The following is a 19,179-nucleotide window of genomic DNA, read 5'->3' as shown; positions in this document are numbered from 1 at the left end:
GCTGGGTGGCACTGCGGCCGGTCTCGAGCAAGGCGACGGCGTCGCGCTTGAATTGTTCGTCGTATTGCCTGCGCTTGGCCGGATTGGAGATGGGGCGCAGCGGATCTTTCGGATTCATCGGTTCTGGAAAGTTACCCTACTTCCCGTGTCCTCACTTTCGAGGAAAGATCAGGTTACGTCGCGGTGCTCCTTACCCTGGGCTTTCTCCTTGTCGCCCCTTTGGGGCTTTAGAGTAGCTCAGTGGGCTAGCGATTACCCCAATCGGTAGCTAGCGAGATCTTGGCGGTTTGGGTGGGGGACCAACTGTTGGCGGTGACCCTTTATAAAAAGGGTGCGTTCGCGGTGTTAGCTCTCCTTGATTCAATCAAACAAGTGCAAAGAACCTCCCTTAAGAAGGGTAAGTTATGGGAGATAGTTATGCGTAGATCCCCGACCCACGGTTGGGCGCGGAAAGTTTGATTATAGGGAAATTTTAGGCACAGTAGTCGGTAACCGGGCTGGATTTTAAAATTTCCTTTAGCATTGGCGGGAATTTTGCTATCCGGGCGGAGCTGTCCCAAACATGAAAAACACACCTAGCCTCGCCTGGGGAGGCTTGGCCGTGTCGATGCTGCTCGCATCGTGCGGTCCCCAGCTAACAACGACGACTGTACCGATGTCGTCCCAACCTGTCTCGAAAGGCGATGGAACCCTGGCGGGATCCATTCATGCCCACGTCAATTCCTTCCGGAGCTCCATGGGTCGGAAGGAAGTCCGCCGCCACGCCGGTCTCGACAAGATGGCGCAGCAGCACAGCGACTACATGCGGGCGAGCCGGGGGAAATCCTCGGGCGGTAGCCTGACGCACTTCGGCTTCGAAGAGCGTGCGATGATGGCCCAGCGGATGATGAGCATGGGCGAAGTGGCCGAGAACATTGCGACCTGCTCGCGCCAAGGCAACAACGCGGTGCCGGTGCTGGTGAACGCGTGGAAAAACTCCACCGGCCACATGAAGAACATGAAGGGCCAGTGGGATGTGACCGGCATCGGTGTGTCTGTGGATTCCGACGGCACCGTCTTCGCGACCCAGATTTTCGCGAACGAGGACAATTCCCACATGACAATGAGTCACCGGATGAGGCAGTTCTAAGGGCGCGATGCCCGACTTCTCGCTCGAAGCTTCTCTCCGCGCCCGCGGCCTTTTGGTGATCGCGGGTGTGGATGAAGCCGGGCGGGGTCCGCTGGCAGGGCCGGTATCGGCCGCCGCGGTGATCCTGCCGCCGCGCTGGCGCTGCAAGGGTCTGGATGATTCCAAGAAGCTGACCGCGAAAGTGCGGGAGGGGCTGTACGCGAAGATCACCGCGGACGAGCGCGTGCACTGGTGCGTGGCCTATGCCGAGGTGGAGGAAATCGACCGGATCAACATCCTGAAGGCGACCCACCAGGCGATGATCCGGGCGGTGCAGGGGCTGGCGCTCGAGATCCAGCACTGTCTGATCGACGGGCTGCGGGTGCCGGGCTTCCCCTGGTCCCACGACGGGGTGGTGAAGGGCGACTCGAAGTCGATGTCGATCGCGGCGGCGAGCGTGCTGGCGAAGGTATCCCGCGACCGGCTGATGCTGGAGATGGCGGCGGAATTCCCCGATTACGGCTTTGAGAGCCACATGGGCTATGGTACTCCGAGGCACCTCGAAGCGCTTCAACGCCATGGGCCTTGCCGCATTCATCGTCGCTCGTTTCAGCCCGTCGCTCAATTGGCGCTGCCGCTTGAGGGGCTCTGACGGAAATGGAGTGGGCTCGGCGGAGATCGGACGGCGGGGCGAGAGAATCGCGAAGGCCTGGCTGCGGGCGCAGGGGGCGAAGGTGCTTTACCGGAACTTCAAGGCGCCGCGCGGCGGGGAGGTGGATATCGTGGCGCGGCAGGGAAAGCTGCTGCTTTTCACGGAGGTGAAGACGCGGCGGGCCGGCGGCATGGGGCGACCGCTGGATGCGGTGAATCCGGACAAGCAGCGGCTGATCGAGCGCGGGGCGAACGAATGGCTGCGGATGCTGGGCCGGCGCGACCTGCCGTGGCGCTTCGATGTGATCGAGGTGATTCTAACGGAAGGCGAGAAGCCGCTGGTGCACCGGGTGGAGAATGCGTTCTAGTGGCCGGGAACATGAAAGCGCTGCTTCTCCTGCTGGCTCTGGCCGGCCTTGTCTCCGCAGAACCCGAGCGCATCCCGGTATGGCCGGGGAACGAGGCTCCGGACGGGGAAGGAGGAAGCACACCGGCGACGACGACCCTGACGCTGCATCGTGCGGAGAAGCCGAACGGGGCAGCGGCGATCATCTGTCCGGGTGGTGGCTATGGGGCCTTGGTGACGGAGGGCGAGGGCCACGGCATCGCGCGCTGGCTGAACACGCAGGGGATCACCGGGCTGGTGCTGGAGTATCGGCTGCCGCAGGGGAAGCGGATGGTACCGCTGCTGGATGCGCAGCGGGCGATCCGGCTGGCGAGATCGCATGCGAAGGAGTGGCAGATCGACCCGGAGCGGCTGGGGATCATCGGGTTCTCGGCGGGCGGGCACTTGGCGTCGACGGCGGCAACGCGATTCGACGGCGGGAAGGCGGGTGATAAGGATCCGGTGGAGCGCTTCGGCTCGCGGCCGGATTTTGCGATCCTGGTGTATCCGGTGATCACGATGACCGAGCTGACCCATGGGGGCTCGCGCACAAATCTGCTGGGGCCGGAGCCATCGAAGGAGCTGATGGAGGAGTTCTCAAGCGATCAGCGGGTGACGGCGCAGACGCCACCGACCTTCCTAGCGCATGCGAAGGACGACACGGCGGTGGTGCCGCGGAATAGCGAACTCTTCGCGGCGGCGCTAAAGAAGCATCGGGTGGCGGTGGAGTATCTGGAACTGCCGGACGGCGGTCATGGGCTGAACGGTTACAAGGGGCCATCCTGGGATGCGTGGCAGGCGGCATCCCTGAAGTGGCTGGATGGGCTGGGGATGATGAAGGTGAAGACGGCCGCGAGTTCCAAGGTGGTGGCGGCGACGGATCCGCAGGTGCTGGCGGGGATCTCGCCGCTGAACTGGATTCGCACGGCGGAGGGGATTCACTCGCCGGTGTGCGGGGCGGATTTCAAGCTGGCCTTCGTGGGGACGAAGCGGGTGGTGCTGAATGTGGATACGAGCCGCCTGAACTACCCGGCATCGGCGCGGTTTCCGATTCTGGCGTGGTCGGTGAACAAGGGGGAGCTGCAGACTCATCAGTTGGCGGCGGGCGAGCGCGAGATCGTGCTGGCGGATGGGGTGGCGAATCCGGTGATCGATTTCTACATCAAGGGGCTCTCTCCTTTTGAAGATCGCTTCCACGGCGAGGTGCCGGTGAATGCGGTGAGCATCACGGGATTCACGGTGGCCGCGGGGTGTCGGGTTACGGTTCCACCCGTGGCTCCGCTGTGGCTGAATCTGGGGGACTCGATCCTATCCGGCGACGGTGCGGCGTATGCGAAGGACCAAGGGCGTCCGGCGGATGACCAGTGGGCGGCCTCCGACGATGCGCGGGCGAGCTACGGGTATCTGCTGGCGAAGCACTATGGCTATCGTGAATCGCGGTTGGCCTTCGGCGGCTATGCGTGGGGTGGCGGTGGCGGGAACAATCCGGATGTGGCGGGTCTGGTCGACCGGATTACGAGCACCAGCTCGCGACTGACGGATGGCAGGCTGGTGCCGTGCCCGCAGGTGGTGCTGGTGAATCTAGGGGAGAACGGCGCGCCGAAGTCCGAAACGGTGGTGGCAGCGCTCGGCAAGCTGCGGGAGCGGACTTCCCCGCAGACGAAGATCGTGGTGATGGTGCCGGTATCCGGTCGTGCGCGGAATGAAGTGAGCGGGGCGGTGAAGAGCTATGTGGATGGCAACAAGGATGCAGGCGTGCATCTCATCGACCTGGGCGCGGTGAAGTTTGACACCGCCGACGGGCAGCATCCGACGGCGGCGGGACATGAAGCGATCTACAAGGCGGCGCTGCCTTTCTTCGACAAGCTGCTGAAGTAAGGGGGCGAGAAATTGCCATTGAGGGCGGGGCCATCCGGCGTTACGCCAAGCCATGGCGAACGGCTTCAAGGAGTGGCAGGTGGTATGCGATGCGCTGGCGAGCGGTCGGCAATCGATCATCCTGCGCAAAGGCGGCATCCATGAAGGCCGCGCCGGATTCTCCTTCGCGGAGGAGTCGTTCTTTTTGTTCCCCACACGCTTCCACAATCAGGACCAGTTCGTGCGCGAGGGTGAGGTGGTGGCGAAGCCGGAGTGGACGATCGGCGAGACGATCCGGATCACGCATTACTGCGAGGCCCTTTGGGCGAAGACTTTGACGGACTGGGAACAGGTGGCGGCGCTGGAGCCCTACCACATCTGGACGGAGGAGACGATCCGGCAGCGCTTCGATTGGGAAGGGAAGGGGATGGCGAGCGGGAGCATCCACGTGGCGCTGGTGCGCGTGGAGTCGCTGGCGGCGCCGTGGGAGTTTCCCTACGAGGCGAAGTACGGCGGATGCCGTAGCTGGGTGAAGCTGCCCGAGCCGCCGGAAGGCACGCGCGCGGGAGCGGTGCCGGTGACCGGGGATGACGAGTTCTCGACGCTCTTCGCGAAGCTGGAGGAGATGCTGGGAAATTAAGCTTCCTGGAGGCCGAGGACGCGGTCGGCGTCCGAGCGAACCTTCTGATAGAGCTTGGCATCTTCCTTCAGGCTCTTGCCGTAGGAGGGCACCATTTCTTGCAGGCGGGTCTTCCATTCCGGCAGACGCTTGGCGAAGCATTTGCCGATGATATCGAGCATGACGTCCACGGCGGTGGAGGCGCCGGGGGATGCACCCAGCAGCGCGGCGATGGAACCATCCGCAGCGGCGACGATCTCGGTGCCGAACTGGAGCACCCCGCCCTTGTTCGCGTCCTGCTTGATGATCTGGACGCGTTGGCCGGCGGTCAGGAGGCGCCAGTCGTCGAGTTCGGCGGCGGGGAAAAATTCCTTGAGAGCATCGAGGCGATCCTCGGGGCTCTGCATGACTTGCTCGATGAGGTAGCGGGTCAGGTCGAGGTTGTCCTTACCCACCGCGAGCATCGGCACGATGTTCGAGAGACGGACAGAACCGGGAAGGTCGAAGAGCGAGCCGGACTTGAGGAACTTCGGAGAGAAGCCGGCGAAGGGGCCGAAGAGCAGGGTCTCCTTGCCATCGATCACGCGGGTGTCGAGGTGGGGCACGGACATGGGCGGCGCGCCGACGGCAGCCTTGCCATAGACCTTTGCATGGTGGCGCTTCACCACGGCGGGGTTGTCGCAGACGAGGAACTGGCCGCTGACGGGGAAGCCGCCGAAGCCCTTGCCTTCCTCGATCTTCGACTTCTGGAGAAGGGGGAGGGAAGCGCCGCCGGCACCGACGAAAACGAAGGGCGCGGTGATGGTGCGGTTGATGTCTTTCTCCATGTTCCGCACCGTGAGTTCCCAGCGGCCGTCGCGCTTGCGCTTGATGTCGCGTACCGGGTGGTGAGTGGCGATCTTCACGACCTCGCGGGAGGCGAGGTAATCGACCAGGCTCTGGGTGAGGGCGCCGAAGTTGACGTCGGTGCCGCCTTCGGCGCGGGTAGCGGCGAGAGGTTCCTTGCCCTTGCGGCCATCGAGGAGGAGAGGCGCCCACTTGCCGATGATTTTGCGATCCTCGCTGTATTCCATTTCCGCGAAGAAATGGTGGCGGCTCATGGTTTCGTAACGGCGGCGCAGGAAGGCTTGATCGGCCTTGCCGTGCACGAAGCTCATGTGCGGGACGCGGGTGATGAACTCGCCCGGATCGGGCAGCAGGCCCTGCGCGACGAGCCAGGCCCAGAACTGCTTGGAGAGCTCGAAGGCTTCGTTGATCTCAAGTGCCTTCGAGATGTCCACGGAGCCATCGGCGTTCTCCTTCGTGTAGTTCAACTCGCAGAGCGCGGCGTGACCGGTGCCGGCGTTGTTCCAAGGGTTCGAGCTTTCCTTCGCGACCTCCGCCAAGGCCTCCACGATTTGGATCTTCAGGCTGGGGTCGAGCTGATGCAGCAGCACGCCGAGGGTGGCGCTCATGATGCCGCCGCCGATCAGCACGACATCGGGCTCGGCGAAAGTGTCTACGCGTTTCATGGGGATCCGAAGCGCCGCGATAACGACAGCGGACCCGGCTTGCAACCCCTGTCATGCGCCGCGCTGCGCCATTTTATGGCAATCCTTCGCCAATGGCATTCGCCGGGTTCATGGAAGCCGGGGAGCCGGCACGAAAAAGGGCGCGACCGTGACGGTCGCGCCCTTTTCGAAAAGCTTGAGCTTACTTGCCCCAGCGCTCGAGCAGGGTCTTGGCCATGTCGCTCGGGGTTTCGGAGACGGCGATGCCGCACTCGGCGAGGATGCGCTTCTTGGCCTGCGCCGTGTCTTCCTCACCGCCGACGATCGCACCGGCGTGGCCCATGCGGCGTCCCGGAGGAGCGGTGGCACCGGCGATGAAACCGGCGATCGGCTTCTTGCAGTTCTCCTTGGCCCAGCGAGCGGCTTCCACTTCCGCGGTGCCGCCGATCTCACCGATCATGATGATCGCTTCGGTCTCGGGGTCCTCGTTGAACATCTGCAGCACGTCGAGGTGGCTGGTGCCATTGATCGGGTCGCCGCCGATGCCGACGAGCGTGCTCTGGCCGTAGCCGAGCTGGGTGAGTTGGAACACGGCCTCGTAGGTGAGGGTGCCGGAGCGGGAAACCACGCCGACATTGCCGCGCTTGCAGATCTGGCTCGGGGTGATGCCGATGCGGCAGCCGCCGTGAGACTTTTCGCCGCGACCGGGAGTCACCAAGCCGGGGCAGTTCGGGCCGATCAGGCGGGACTTGGAGCCCTTGATCGCTTCCTTCACGCGCATCATGTCCATTACCGGGATGCCTTCGGTGATCGCCACGACCAGCTCCACACCGGCATCCACGGCCTCGAGGATCGCATCGGCAGCGAAGGGCGGCGGCACGAAGATCGCGGACGCTGTTGCGCCGGTTTCATTCACGGCCTGAGCCACGGTGTCGAAGATCGGCACCACATCCTCGAACTTCTGGCCGCCTTTGCCCGGGGTCACACCGGCCACGAGCTTGGTTCCATAGGCGAGGGACAGCGAGGCGTGTTTGGCGCCGAAGCTGCCGGTGATGCCCTGCACGAGGAGCTTGGTATTTTCGTCAACGAGGATGGCCATGGCGGAACTATGGGGAAGTGGTCGGTGGGAAAGGGGAATGGTGGGGCTTCAGCCCTTGCGCTTGTGAATGATGAGCGGGCTGCCGTCGGGATCCGAGATCATGAGCATGTGGCAGACCGGGGTTTCGAGCGGGCCCATGGTGATGGTGGCACCGGCGTCTTTGATCTTCGCCACGGCGGTGTCGAAGTCTTCGACTTCCAAGCCCACGGTGCAGCCCTGCGGGCTGGGCTCCCAGCCCGGTGTCTTGCCGAGGCCGAGTGTGCCGGCGCCGATGTCGAACTCGACCCAGTGACCGCTGCCATCTTCCATCTCGTGGTCCATGGTCTTGGTCAGGCCGAGCACGCCCTCATAGAAGGCAATGGAGCGAGCCATGTCGGTGACGGGGTAACAGGAGAATGCGATCTCGATGACTTTCATGATCGTAGGGGATCAGTGCTGACACTCGGGGTGGTTCGGCTTCTTCTGGTGAAGGGCCACGGTATTGCCGCTGGGATCGGAAATCAGCGCCATGCGGCAAATCGGGTGATCTTGGGGCGGCAGGAGAATCTTCACTCCCGCAGCCTTCAGCTTCTCCACCGCAACGTCCAAATCTTCGAGTTCGAAGGCGAGACCGCCGCCACCGGCATTCGGCTGCCATTGCTCGTTGGCTTGGGCAATGGCGAGGGTGTGGCCGCCGGGAATCTCGAATTCCACCCAGCCGGCTTTTCCCTCGTATTCGAAGACCCGGCCCTCTTTCAGGCCGAAGATCTCGCCGTAAAACTTGCGCGTCTCCTCGATATCGAGGGCCGGATATCCCGTGAAACCTGCTTCTTTGATGCCGATTTTATTCATAGCAGGATACCGGTAAGCGCGTCAGGCGACGGCTGCCACGATCTTCTGCGCGCCGTCTGCCATCGTGTCCGCGGAGACGATATCCAAGCCGCTGGCGTCGAGCGTGGCCTTGCCCTTCTCGACATTGTTGCCTTCGAGGCGGACCACGAGAGGGATCGGCAGGCCGGTTTCCTTGGCTGCGGCGATCACGCCCTCGGCGATCACGTTGCAGTCCATGATGCCGCCGAAGATGTTGATCAGGATGCCCTTCACATTCGGGTCGCCCAAGATGATCTTGAAGGCTGCGGTGACCTGCTCCTTGGAGGCGCCACCGCCCACATCGAGGAAGTTGGCTGGCTCGCCGCCGTAGTGCTTGATGATGTCCATGGTGGCCATCGCCAGACCTGCGCCGTTCACCAGACAGGCGATGTTGCCGTCGAGGCCGATGTAGTTGAGCTCGTATTCGGAAGCGGCGACTTCGCGCGGGTCTTCCTCCTCCTTGTCGCGCATGGCAACAATCTCCGGGTGGCGGTAGAGCGCGTTGTCATCGAAGCCGAACTTGGCATCGAGCGCGAGCACGCGGCCATCCGGGGTGGTGACCAGCGGGTTGATCTCCAGCATCGAGCAATCGAGGGAGACGAAGAGCTTGTAGAGGTTTGAGAGCAGCTTGCCGAACTGCTTCGCGATGTCGCCGGAGAGACCAAGCGCGGCGGAGAGCTTGCGGATCTCGTAACCCTGCAGGCCGAGCAGCGGGTGCACGAACTGGCGGATGATCTTCTCCGGGGTGTCGTGAGCCACGTCTTCGATGCTCATGCCGCCTTCCGTGGACGCGACGATCACCGGGCGACAGGTGGCACGGTCCATCAGGATCGCGAGGTAGTATTCGTGGGTGATGTCCACGGCTTCCGCGATCATCACCTTGCGCACCAGCTTGCCGGCCTCGCCGGTCTGGATGGTCACGAGGGTCTCGTTGAGCATCTTGCCGGCGAATTCCGCGGCTTGCTCGGGAGATTCGATGAGGTGGACGCCACCCTTGAAGCCGTTGGTGAAGTGGCCTTTGCCACGGCCACCGGCATGCACCTGGGCTTTGATCACCAGTTTGGCTCCGGCGAATTCCTGGGCTGCGGCGGCCGCTTCCTCAGGGGTGGATGCCACCTTGCCCTTCGGGCTCGGGACTTGGAATCGGTCGAAAAGCTCCTTCGCCTGGTATTCGTGGATGTTCATGGGGCCGTCGGAAAATCGCGGCGACGCTAAGGGACCGACCGGAGGGGTCAAGGAAAAGGCCAGACGAGAACCGTTTGTGACAGAATCACACGCATTCCCTGCCGAATCTGATCCTCAGCGCACCTCGCTCCGGATCTCGCCGTCCTTCACCTTGGTGCGGATTAGATCCCCCGGAGCCACGTCGGCTTTCGAGCGGATGATGCGGCCATACTCGTCCATGGCGATGGAGAAGCCGCGTTCGAAGGCGGATTCCGGGCCGAGGGTGCGGAGCAGGGAGCGGAGGCGTTTCAGGCGCTCTTCCAGCGTATCAAGGCGGCGGCGGGCGGCCCGATCAAGTTGATCCTTGGTACGGGCGAGATGATCGAGACGCAACTGGACCTGCCGCGCCGGATGATGGGCGGCGAGGGTTCGGCCCAGCTCCTTGAGAGTCTGCTTGCGGTCGCGCAGTTCGGTGGCGACGGCGGAGGCCATGCGGGCGCGGGCGGAATCCACCCGCATGCTCGGCTCACGCAGCAGTCGCTCGCCGCCGCGCGAGAGGACTCCGCGCCGGAGGTTTTCCAAAGCGATGCCGAGACGCTCGATACGCTCGACGGAGCGGCGGGAGAGGCGGCGCTTGAGGAGTGCGAGGCGGTTTCTCAGTTCGTCGCCATCCGGCACGGCGAGCTCCGCGGCGGCACTCGGGGTGGGGGCCCGGAGATCCGCAACGAAGTCCGCGATGGTGAAGTCGATCTCGTGACCGACCGCGGAGATGATCGGGACGGGGCAGGCGGCGATGGCGCGGGCAACGATCTCCTCGTTGAAGTTCCAGAGATCCTCGATCGAGCCCCCGCCACGGCCGACGATCAATACTTCGCAGCGAGGGATTCCGTAGCGCTCGGGATTTCCCATGCGCTCGATGGCCCGGGCAATCTCGACTTCCGCTCCACGCCCTTGGACCCGGACGGGATAAAGGACCGGCTGCACCCAAGGAGCGCGGCGCTCCAGGATATTGAGGATATCGCGGATCGCCGCCCCGGTGTCCGAGGTCACGATTCCCACGGTTCTCGGAAAAGAGGGTAGGGGCTTCTTGCGCGCAGCATCGAAGAGGCCCTCGGCCTGCAGCTTCCGTTTGAGCGCTTCGAACTTCGCCTGTAGCTCTCCGACTCCGGCTCGTTCGACACGTTGGACGATGATCTGGAGCTGGCCGCGTGCCTCATAGACGCTGGGCTCGGCGAAGGCGCGGACCTTCACGCCGTCCTCCATGACCTCGGCACCCGGGCGCTTGCGCGCGCCGAACATGGCGCACTGGATCTGTGCCCCCTCGTCCTTGAGCGAGAAATACCAGTGGCCGCTGGCTTGCTTTTTCAGGTTCGAGACCTCGCCCTCCACCCACACCTCGCCCAGCTCCACTTCTAACAGATTCTTCATCCGTCGCACCAGTTGCGTCACGGAGAGCGCCTTGGGCGCTGGAGCGGGTTTGGGGGCGAAGAGGTCGTCCACGACGCTATAATGACGGGTCAGCCTTCTTTCTCAACCGCATTGAGCATAATCCTCAATGCGCCGCCGGAGATCCAGACCTCCCAGCAGAGGCAGGCCAGCGAGCATCCCATGAGGAGAAGGGCCACCGTGAAGGTGGGCACGGCGATCACCTGCAGATTCCCGATCACCGCAATCATCGAACCGACACAGAGGAAGAGGCTGATGGCGCCGAAGAGCTGCATCATCCGGATCAGGGTGAGGCGGCGACGCAGGTTGTCGATCTGGGCGCGCAGCAGCGCGTCACCTGCCTGCAGCCAGTCCTTGTGAAGCTGGCGGATCAGCGCGGAGAGATGGAGGAAACGGTTGGTGAAGGAGAGGAAGAGCAGGCTGATCGCGGGGAAAAGCAGTGCGGGCGTGGAGACTTCGAGTGTCACGAGGGGGAGTGTAGCGGCTGAAGGGGGAGAGGCAATCGCCGGACGGCGAAGCGCTCGAAGTCACAGCAGCGGCAAGTCGGAGGGCGGCGCGGGGTCGGTTTTCTTCAGCTCGGCGAACTTCTCCGCCATCGTCGGGTTGCCCTTTGTCAGCCGCTTGATCGTCACGTCCTGGGCCTTATCGTTCGCAAGGCGCAGGTTCCGGTCTGCACCGAGCAAGGCATCCTTGGTTTTTTGCAGGTGGAGGATTGACTTGTCGATCTCGTCGATCGCCTTCTGGAAGTGTCCGGAAGCGAGATCGTAGTTCCTCGCGAAAGCGGTTTTGAAGGCCTCCAACTGGTTCTCGAAATTCGTGATATCGATGTTCTGCGCCTTCACGAGGGCGAGCTCCGACTTGTATTTCACTGAGTTCATCGCCGCATTCCGCAGCAGCGTGATCATCGGGATGAAGAACTGCGGGCGGATCACATACATCTTCGGGTGGCGATGGAACACATCGACGATCCCGGTGTTGTAGAGCTCGCTGTCGGACTCCAGTAGCGAGACCAGGATCGCGTACTCGCAGCCCTTCGCGGTGCGGTCCTTGTCGAGCTCCTTCAGGAAATCCTCGTTCTTGTTCTTGGTCGCGGTCCGGTCGTTCTCGTTCTTCATCTCGAACATGATCGAGATGATCTCCGTGCCGGTTTCGTCCGAGTCGCGGAAGATGTAGTCGCCCTTGCTGCCGGTCCGCGCATCGTTGTCCTTCTCGAAGTAGGCCTTCGGGAACGCCGTTGCACGGATGCGGTTGAACTCGGTCTCGCAGTGCTGCTCCAGCGTCTCGCCGACCATCTTGGTCGAGAGCCGGGCCTTCATGTCCCGCAGCCGTTCGATCGCGTCGTCGCGATCCTTGATCTGGGTCTCGTATTTGTCCTTGAGAGACTTCTCGGCGAGTTGCTTCTCCAGTGCCGCCCGTTCCAGGCCACCTTTCAGTTCGTCCCGCTCTTTCTCGATGGCGCCGACCGCCTCGGTGAGAGCGAGCTTCTTCGCGATCTCTGCCGCGGCGAGTTTGGCTTTCAGGTCCTGAACCTCCGAATCCTTCTGCGCCGCAGCCTTCTGCAGCTCGTTTAGGAGATTTGCCTTAGCCAACTCGGAAGCGGCTTGCTGGTCGAACTTCGCCTGCCTGAGCTGGTTCGCGAGAGCATCGCGTTCCTTCTCCACGCCGCTGAGTGCTTCGCTCACAGAGAGCTTCCGCGTTAGTTCACCAGCTTCCAGCTTGGCCTTCAGGTCTTGGATCTCGGTGTCCTTGGCCGCGGCCGCCTGTCGCAATTCACTGGAGAGCTTGGTCGTAGCCAGTTCGATGGCGTTGCGCTTGTCCTGCTCGGCCAGCTCAAGCCGCTCGTGAAGTTGCTGCTCGAACTCGCCGTCGCGAACCTGCTTCACGATGTCCGAGTATCCCGCCTCGTCGATCTTGAAGGCTTTTCCACAGTGCGGGCATTTGATTTCATTCATGACTACCAACTCCGGATCGGTTCTCGCACCGGCGCGAGGTCATGCCAAGGGTTGATTCCATCGTCTCCTCGCGCGAAAGCGCCTCGGGCGAAGGTTCTCCGCGACATGCATGGCAAGCTTTTTCGCTCGCGGCGCGGATAGTTCCGGGCTTGCTCCCGGGTCCCTGTGGAGGGAACCTCCGCGCCCACGGATGAAGAAATTCTACCCTTACTTCCGATACCTCGCCGGGGTGCGCAGCATCTTCCTGTCGGGTGTCGCAGCTGGCATCGTTTTCGCGGTGGCCAGCGGTTTCGGATTCCCGCTGATGGTGAAGACCGTCTTCCCGGTGATCTTCGGGAAGCAGGAGAAGGTGATGGAAGTGAGGGAGACCATTGCCCAGGACTTGGGCCCGGAGCAGGCGGACAAGCTTTTGAACTCGGCCTTCGAGGACGAGATGACGACCTACCGGCAGACCGAGAAGCTGCGCGGCTACTTCGCCGACAAGGTCGGCCCCGAGAACGCACCGCGCGCGATCCTGATCGCGGCCTGCGCGGTGATCCCCCTGGCTGCCTTGATCCGGGGGCTAGCGGGCTTCCTGAACGTCTATTGGATCACGGCGGCGGGCCTGCACGTGCTCCGGGAGATCCAGCAATCGGTCTTCGTGAAGCTCCAGCGGCTGCCGCTCGGCTTCTTTAGCGGACGCAAGACCGGGGACCTGATCAGCCGGGTGATCTCGGATTCGAACATGCTCCAAGGTGTGGTCACCACCATCTCGAACGACCTGATCAAACAGCCCTTCACGCTGATCGGGGCGCTGGCTTTCCTGGTCACGGATAGCGTGGAGAACCGCGACTCCTTCTTCCTGCTGATCTGTCTTCTCAGCATCCCGGTGGTGGTGGTGCCGATCCGCTTCCTCGGCAAGCGCCTGATGCGGAAGGCGGCTCACATGCAGCGCGAGTCCGGCGACAACTCGGCGATCCTCGCCGAGACGCTCGGTGCCACCCGCGAGATCCGCGCCTTCAACTTGGAAGAGATGATGGGCATGCGTTTCCTCGATGGCATCGCCCGCTGGACCAAGTTTCACCTGAAGGTGATCAAGTATCGCTACCTCACGCCGCCGATCATCGAGATGGTTGCGGCCGCGGTGGTGGCCTTCGCGCTTGGCTACGGCGCTTCAAAGGGGCTCTCGCTGGAGCGCTTCATGGGCGTGGTTACGGCACTCTACATGTGCTACGACCCGATGAAGAAGCTCGGGGAAATCCACAACCGCATGAAGCAGGGCGAGGCTTCGCTCGACCGCTTGGAGGTGATCCTGAAGGCGGAGGAGGGCGTGACCGATCCGCCGAATCCCGTGCACCTCGGTGCCGTGAAGGGCCGGGTCACTTTCGAGTCGGTCGAGTTCTCTTACGGCGACAATCCCGCGCTGCACAACATGACCCTGGATGTCCCAGCCGGTCAGGTCGTGGCCCTGGTCGGCCCGTCGGGCGCGGGAAAGACCACCTTCGCGAGCCTGATCCCCCGCTTCTACGACCCGACCTCGGGCACAATCAAGCTGGACGGCACCCCTGTCAGCGACCTGCGCTTGAAGGACCTGCGCGATCACATCACGATCGTGCCGCAGGAGGCCGTTCTCTTCGCCGGGACCATCTACGAGAACATCCGGCTCGGCCGCATGAATGCCACCGAAGACGAGGTGAAGGAGGCTGCCCGTCAGGCACACGCGCACGACTTCATCGTCGGTCTGCCGCAGGGCTACGACACCCAGGTCGGCGAGCGTGGCGCGCAGCTTTCCGGCGGCCAGAAGCAACGCATCTCGATCGCCCGCGCCTTTCTCAAGAATGCCCCGGTGCTGATCCTCGACGAAGCCACCTCAGCGCTCGATGCCGGTGCCGAGGCCCGCATCCAGGAGGAACTCGCGAACCTCACCAAAGGTCGCACCACCTTCATCATCGCGCATCGCTTCAGCACCATCCGCATCGCGGACCGCATCCTCGTTTTCGAGCACGGCAAGATCGTCGGCGACGGCACCTTCCAAGAACTGGAAGCCAAGCACGACATGTTCCGTGCCTTGCTGGAGATGCAGCGGCACTAAGCTGCCGCTCGTCCTTCAAGAAAGATCAGGCCGCGGTCTCGGAGAAGAGCTTCTTAAAACTCCTGCGCCCCTTCCGGGGCCTTCTCATTCTCCCGGCCGCTGGATTTGTAGCTGTTGATCCCGTCCAGCATCCACTGGAACTGGTCCGGGTGGCGCTTCTGGAACTCGTGGTAGTCCGCCTTCAGGCCGTCGACCCGCTGCTGGAGGTTGGCGGCGGTAAGCTTCATGCCGTAGTCGGCGGCGGGGCCTTCGGTGGGCCAGCCCATCATGCGGGCAAGCATCACATCGCCCAGCGCCTTGCGGGCATGGGTGCCATCCAGCCACCAGTGCATGCGGCCCTCGTTCGTGGTCGGCAGCGGCTCGCAGTTCAGTTCGTGGAAATCGTTGAAGTCCCAGATCTCCGCGAGGGGAGCTTCGGGGTGAGCGGCATTCGATTCCTCTACGAGCTTCACCAGAGTGCTGCGGTCGGTATAGAAGGCGGGGTCAGGATCGCCCGAGTAGTGATAGACGCTGATGTAGGTCGAGTGGTTCGGCGGGATGACGATCTTGAGCGCGACCTTGTGAGTCTTGCAGTCCTCCAGGATCTGCTTCGTCAGCCGGATCTTCTCGGGATCGGCCGGGATCGTGCCGCCGTTTCGCTCGGCGATGGTCAGGCGGCGGCGTGAACCCTTCATCGCGTGCGGGATCGCATCGCGGCGCATCCCTGCCGCCACCCGGTCCTTGTCTTGGTGACGCAGGCGGTGGCCCTGCGGCGTGTATTCCGGCAGAACGAAATCCGGCTTATCCCGATCGTTCCAATAGCCCAGCGTTTTCATCGCGCTTTCGAAGGTTGAGACCCCCGCCACATAGCGCAGTTCGCGTTCGACCGCCTCGCCCTTCGGGTTGAAGGGGGACTCCATGTAGCCGGTGGTGCGAATACCGCTGCCCGGGCCGCTCAGATCGCCCAGGTCGATACCCACCACCGCGACTTCCAGCGGGCAGTGCTCCACCGTGTAGCGCAGGATACCCGCCGTCTCCGGGAGGGTGCCCGCGCTCACCGCGAGGTTCACCGCCGGTTTGCCCTCCCACTGCGGCAGCATGGGATCGAAGGCGATGTCCGCGCGCGAGGATCCGAAGAAGCCGACTTTCCACGGCACCGAGCGGGCGATGCCCGCCTTGCCGGTGCGCTGCTGGCGGTAAATCGGGCGGTACTCCGCGAACTTCTCGTTGGTCCACGGCGTGGGTGTGACCCACAGCGGGTTGATCCAAGTGTTGAAGGTCGTGAAGACGACGAGGATCCCCCCCGCGATCCCGAGGACCACGCGGTTGAACTTCCGGAAGGGCTTTGGACGCAGTCCGGGCATGAGATCAGAATTGGAAGTAAATGAACTCGCTCACCTTGTCGAATTCGTAGATGGAGCCCATGACGAGGATCACGGTGAAGACGGTCCACTGCCAGGTGGGCCGCCACTGCCAGAAGCGTCGCGGGCCCGGCATGCTTGTCTTCGCCAGCAGGCCGCGCAGGCCGATGGACGGGAAGTAGCGGCGCATAACCTGCTGGGAATTCGGCATCAGCCAGACGATCAGCACGCAGGACATCGCGCGCATCGCCCAACTGAACTTCACTTCGGAGGCCGCCGCATTCGGCCAGCCTTCGAAGCCGTTCAGACCGAACATCGAGGCGAGGATGGACTTGGTGGCGCGCAGGGCTTCCTGCGCCGATCCATTCGCCGCGAGCTCGAAGGCACCGGCGCGGAACGGCACCCAGGCGGCGACGACCACCACGAAGGTCAGGAAGATCGCCAGCGGCTTCGGCAGCGCCGGGATCGAGAGCTTCTTGCGCAGGGCGAACCAAGCGTGGTTCACGCAGAGGAAGAGACCGTGCATGCCGCCCCAGAGGATGTAGGTCCAGCCGGCACCGTGCCACAGGCCACCCAGCAGCATCGTGATCAATAGGTTCGAATAGCGCAGGATGGGTCCCTTGCGGTTGCCGCCCAGCGAGAAGTAAACGTAGTCGCGCAGGAAGCGGGACAGCGTGATGTGCCAGCGCCGCCAGAAGTCCACGATTGAGGTCGCCTTGTAGGGCGAGTGGAAGTTCACCGGAAGCTTGATGCCGAACATCCGCGCCGCGCCGATCGCCATGTCCGAGTAACCGGAGAAATCGAAGTAAAGCTGCAGGGAGTAGGAGATCGCCGCGGCCCACGCCTCCAGCATGGTCAGGTCGCGCCCTCCCGCAGCGGCCACCGCACCGAAGAGCGGGTTGGCCACCATCGCGAGGTTATCCGCGATCACCACCTTCTTGAAGAGGCCCATCGCGAAGAGGCTGATCCCCACCGACAAGTCCACCGAACGGCGGGAAGGGGAGACCGTCCGCTGGATCTGCGGCATGATCTCGTTGTGGTGCACGATCGGCCCCGCGATCAGTTGCGGGAAGAAGGTGACGAAGAGCAGGAAGTCCAGGAAGTTATACTTGCTGGTCTTGCCCCGGTAGGCATCCACCAGAAAGGCGATCTTCTGGAAGGTGAAGAAGGACAAACCCAGCGGCAGGACCACATCGGGGATCGAGAACTTCCCGAGGGTGAGCGCCTCCATCGTCCGCTCGAAGAGGCCGATGTACTTGTAGTAAAAGAGCACCCCGAGGTTGGCCGTTAAGCCCAGTCCCAGGATTAGCCGCCCCTTCGGCGTGAAGGTGTGCGCGGCGAGGAACCTGCCGATCCAGAAATTGATCATGCAGGAGGTGCAGATCAGGATCAGGTAGAAGGGCGTCCACGGCTTGCTCGGGTCCGGGTTCCACCAGCCGTAGTAGAGCAGGCTCATCGCCACCAGCCAGCCCATGGCCATGCGCTGGTTGCCGCGGCGCAGGAGCTGGAAGACCACCAGCGTGAGCGGCAGGAAGAGAACGAGGAAGGTGTAGCTGTTGAAAAGCATACGCTGCCGTTAGAACTGGAAGTAGATGAACTCGCTCACCTTGTCGAACTCACGCCCCACCCCGTAGAGGATCGCGAGGGTGAAAATGGCCCAAGGAATGGTGGGCCGCCAGTGCCACCAGCGGTGAGGGCCGGGGCGGAGATCCTTGAACTCCTTCATCCCCAGCGCCGGCAGGTAGCGCTTCATGAATTGCTGCGTGTTCGGGAAGAACCAGCACAGCAGCAGGCCGCCGATGATCGGCTTCCACGCGCGGTCCTCCTTCACCACCATCATCGAGTCCGGCGGCCACGCGCTCCAGCCCTCGAAGCCGAACATCGCGGCGAGCATGGTCTTGGCCGAGTGGAAGTCGTGCGCGCGGAAGAACACCCAGCCGATCATGATGGCGAAAAAGGTCATCCCGATCGCCAGCGGCTTCGGAATCGCGCCAATCGAGAGCTTCTTGCGCAGGCCGAACCACGCGTGGTTCAGGCAAAGCAGGGCACCGTGCAGGGCGCCCCAGACGATGAAGGTCCAGCCCGCGCCGTGCCACAGGCCGCCCAGCAGCATGGTGACGAAGAGGTTCACGTAGCGCCGGGAGGGCCCCTTCCGGTTGCCGCCCAGAGGGATGTAGAGGTAGTCGCGCAGGAAGCGGGACAGGGTGATGTGCCAGCGCCGCCAGAAGTCCACGATTGAGGTCGCCTTGTAGGGCGAGTGGAAGTTCAGCGGGAAGCGGATGCCGAAGATCCGCGCCGAGCCGAGAGCCATGTCCGAATAGCCGGAGAAATCGAAGTAGAGCTGGAGGCTGTAGGAAAGGGCTCCGGCCCAGGCCTCCGCCATGGTCGGGTCCCGGCCCTCCCCGGCGGCCAGATCGAAAATCGGGGAAGCGGTGCGGGCGAGGTAGTCCGCCACCACCACCTTCTTGAAAAGACCGAGCGCCAGCAGGGTGATGCCTACTGACATGTCGTTCGAGCGCAGCCCGCGGTTCTTGTTCCGCGCGAACTGGGGCATCATCTCCCGGTGGTGGATCAGCGGGCCCGCGATCAGGTGCGGGAAGAAAGTCACGAAAAGCAGGTAGTCCGTGAAGTGATACTCCTCTGTCTCCCCGCGCCACGCATCCACCAGGTAGGCGATCTGCAGGAAGGTGAAGAAGGAGATCGCGAGCGGCAGCACGATCTGCGGCACCACCGCGGGCCAGCCCATGAGGTCCTGGGAGATCCCCGCCAAGAAGCCCGCATACTTGAAGTAGCCCAGCGCCAGCAAGTTCGCCCCGACCCCGAAGCCCAGCAGCAGCTTCCCGGGGCGGGAGTGCTTCAGTGCGGATAACCTCTTCCCTAGGAAATAGTTGAACGTGCATGATGCCAGGATCATCAGCACGTATTTCGGACTCCATGGCTGGGTCGGGTCCGGATTCCAGACCCCGTAGAAGACCAGCGAGGTGACCACCAGCCAGCCCAGCGCGAGCCTCAGCTTGCTGTTCCGGAGAAGGTGGAACCCCAGCGCCACCAACGGCAGGAAGAGCAGGAGGTAGGTGTAGGAGTTGAAAAGCATGCCGTTCGCCGGGGCCGGGTTTTTCCAATCCGGGGCTCTTTTTGTCGAGAGTGA

General features: G+C 63.1%; 17 protein-coding genes. 6 read left to right on the top strand and 11 right to left on the bottom strand.

Translation table 11 applies throughout. The features are described from left to right. The first annotated feature begins 655 nt into the window (after positions 1-655). Genes OJ996_RS19740 through OJ996_RS19720 form a run of 5 tightly spaced genes read left to right on the top strand, consistent with a single transcriptional unit; the run spans position 656 to position 4,641 of the window. Positions 656-1,129, top strand: a complete 474-nt coding sequence (locus OJ996_RS19740; RefSeq protein WP_264515388.1) for a CAP domain-containing protein — start codon at positions 656-658, stop codon at positions 1,127-1,129. A gap of 7 nt (positions 1,130-1,136) precedes the next feature. Then, positions 1,137-1,760 (top strand): ribonuclease HII, encoded by a 624-nt coding sequence (gene rnhB / locus OJ996_RS19735; protein WP_264515387.1) that lies wholly within the window; start codon positions 1,137-1,139, stop codon positions 1,758-1,760. Then, positions 1,747-2,127 (top strand): YraN family protein, encoded by a 381-nt coding sequence (locus OJ996_RS19730; protein ID WP_264515386.1) that lies wholly within the window; start codon positions 1,747-1,749, stop codon positions 2,125-2,127. The genes rnhB and OJ996_RS19730 overlap by 14 nt, the downstream gene beginning before the upstream one ends. An 11-nt stretch (positions 2,128-2,138) precedes the next feature. Beyond that, a complete protein-coding gene (locus tag OJ996_RS19725; protein ID WP_264515385.1) occupies positions 2,139-4,022 on the top strand; it encodes a prolyl oligopeptidase family serine peptidase in 1,884 nt (627 codons plus the stop codon). A 52-nt stretch (positions 4,023-4,074) separates the two neighbouring features. Beyond that, entirely contained in the window at positions 4,075-4,641 is a 567-nt protein-coding gene (locus OJ996_RS19720) for a DUF1802 family protein (RefSeq protein ID WP_264515384.1), read from the top strand. Here OJ996_RS19720 and OJ996_RS19715 read toward each other — a convergent pair. The 8 genes from OJ996_RS19715 to OJ996_RS19680 form a co-directional block, all read right to left on the bottom strand. Then, positions 4,638-6,131, bottom strand: a complete 1,494-nt coding sequence (locus OJ996_RS19715) for a malate:quinone oxidoreductase (RefSeq protein ID WP_264515383.1) — start codon at positions 6,129-6,131, stop codon at positions 4,638-4,640. The genes OJ996_RS19720 and OJ996_RS19715 overlap by 4 nt on opposite strands. A 181-nt stretch (positions 6,132-6,312) precedes the next feature. Next, positions 6,313-7,209, bottom strand: coding sequence for a succinate--CoA ligase subunit alpha (gene sucD, locus OJ996_RS19710; protein WP_264515382.1), 897 nt, complete (start codon positions 7,207-7,209; stop codon positions 6,313-6,315). Positions 7,210-7,257: 48 nt separating this feature from the next. Continuing rightward, positions 7,258-7,626 carry a VOC family protein gene (locus tag OJ996_RS19705; protein WP_264515381.1) on the bottom strand — a complete coding sequence of 123 codons (369 nt, stop codon included), beginning with the start codon at positions 7,624-7,626 and terminating at the stop codon, positions 7,258-7,260. Positions 7,627-7,638: 12 nt separating this feature from the next. Then, positions 7,639-8,040 (bottom strand): VOC family protein, encoded by a 402-nt coding sequence (locus OJ996_RS19700; protein ID WP_264515380.1) that lies wholly within the window; start codon positions 8,038-8,040, stop codon positions 7,639-7,641. Positions 8,041-8,061: 21 nt separating this feature from the next. Then, positions 8,062-9,243: an ADP-forming succinate--CoA ligase subunit beta gene (gene sucC, locus OJ996_RS19695; RefSeq protein WP_264515379.1), complete on the bottom strand. Its 1,182-nt coding sequence runs from the start codon at positions 9,241-9,243 to the stop codon at positions 8,062-8,064. A 114-nt stretch (positions 9,244-9,357) separates the two neighbouring features. Next, on the bottom strand, positions 9,358-10,722 hold the full coding sequence (gene xseA, locus OJ996_RS19690) for an exodeoxyribonuclease VII large subunit (protein WP_264515378.1): 1,365 nt from the start codon (positions 10,720-10,722) through the stop codon (positions 9,358-9,360). A gap of 17 nt (positions 10,723-10,739) precedes the next feature. Further along, a complete protein-coding gene (locus OJ996_RS19685; RefSeq protein ID WP_264515377.1) occupies positions 10,740-11,135 on the bottom strand; it encodes a DUF2721 domain-containing protein in 396 nt (131 codons plus the stop codon). 60 nt (positions 11,136-11,195) lie between these two features. Beyond that, the gene (locus tag OJ996_RS19680; protein WP_264515376.1) at positions 11,196-12,620 is read right to left on the bottom strand and encodes a DUF2130 domain-containing protein; all 1,425 of its coding nucleotides are present in this window, start codon (positions 12,618-12,620) and stop codon (positions 11,196-11,198) included. A gap of 190 nt (positions 12,621-12,810) precedes the next feature. On the opposite strand from OJ996_RS19680, the gene OJ996_RS19675 reads away from it, so the two are divergent. Beyond that, complete coding sequence (locus OJ996_RS19675) at positions 12,811-14,691, top strand: ABC transporter ATP-binding protein (protein WP_264515375.1); 1,881 nt, start codon at positions 12,811-12,813, stop codon at positions 14,689-14,691. A 53-nt stretch (positions 14,692-14,744) separates the two neighbouring features. Here the strand turns inward: OJ996_RS19675 and OJ996_RS19670 are convergent, their stop codons facing one another. From OJ996_RS19670 to OJ996_RS19660, 3 genes are read right to left on the bottom strand one after another with little or no spacing between them, the layout of a single operon-like run. Beyond that, on the bottom strand, positions 14,745-16,034 hold the full coding sequence (locus OJ996_RS19670; RefSeq protein ID WP_264515374.1) for a hypothetical protein: 1,290 nt from the start codon (positions 16,032-16,034) through the stop codon (positions 14,745-14,747). Positions 16,035-16,038: 4 nt separating this feature from the next. Continuing rightward, on the bottom strand, positions 16,039-17,598 hold the full coding sequence (locus OJ996_RS19665) for an MBOAT family O-acyltransferase (protein ID WP_264515373.1): 1,560 nt from the start codon (positions 17,596-17,598) through the stop codon (positions 16,039-16,041). A gap of 9 nt (positions 17,599-17,607) precedes the next feature. Then, positions 17,608-19,125: an MBOAT family O-acyltransferase gene (locus tag OJ996_RS19660; protein WP_264515372.1), complete on the bottom strand. Its 1,518-nt coding sequence runs from the start codon at positions 19,123-19,125 to the stop codon at positions 17,608-17,610. Positions 19,126-19,179 lie beyond the last annotated feature (54 nt).

This window comes from Luteolibacter rhizosphaerae (assembly GCF_025950095.1).
GTDB lineage: Bacteria > Verrucomicrobiota > Verrucomicrobiia > Verrucomicrobiales > Akkermansiaceae > Haloferula > Haloferula rhizosphaerae.
This window is presented reverse-complemented; position numbering and strand designations above follow the sequence as displayed.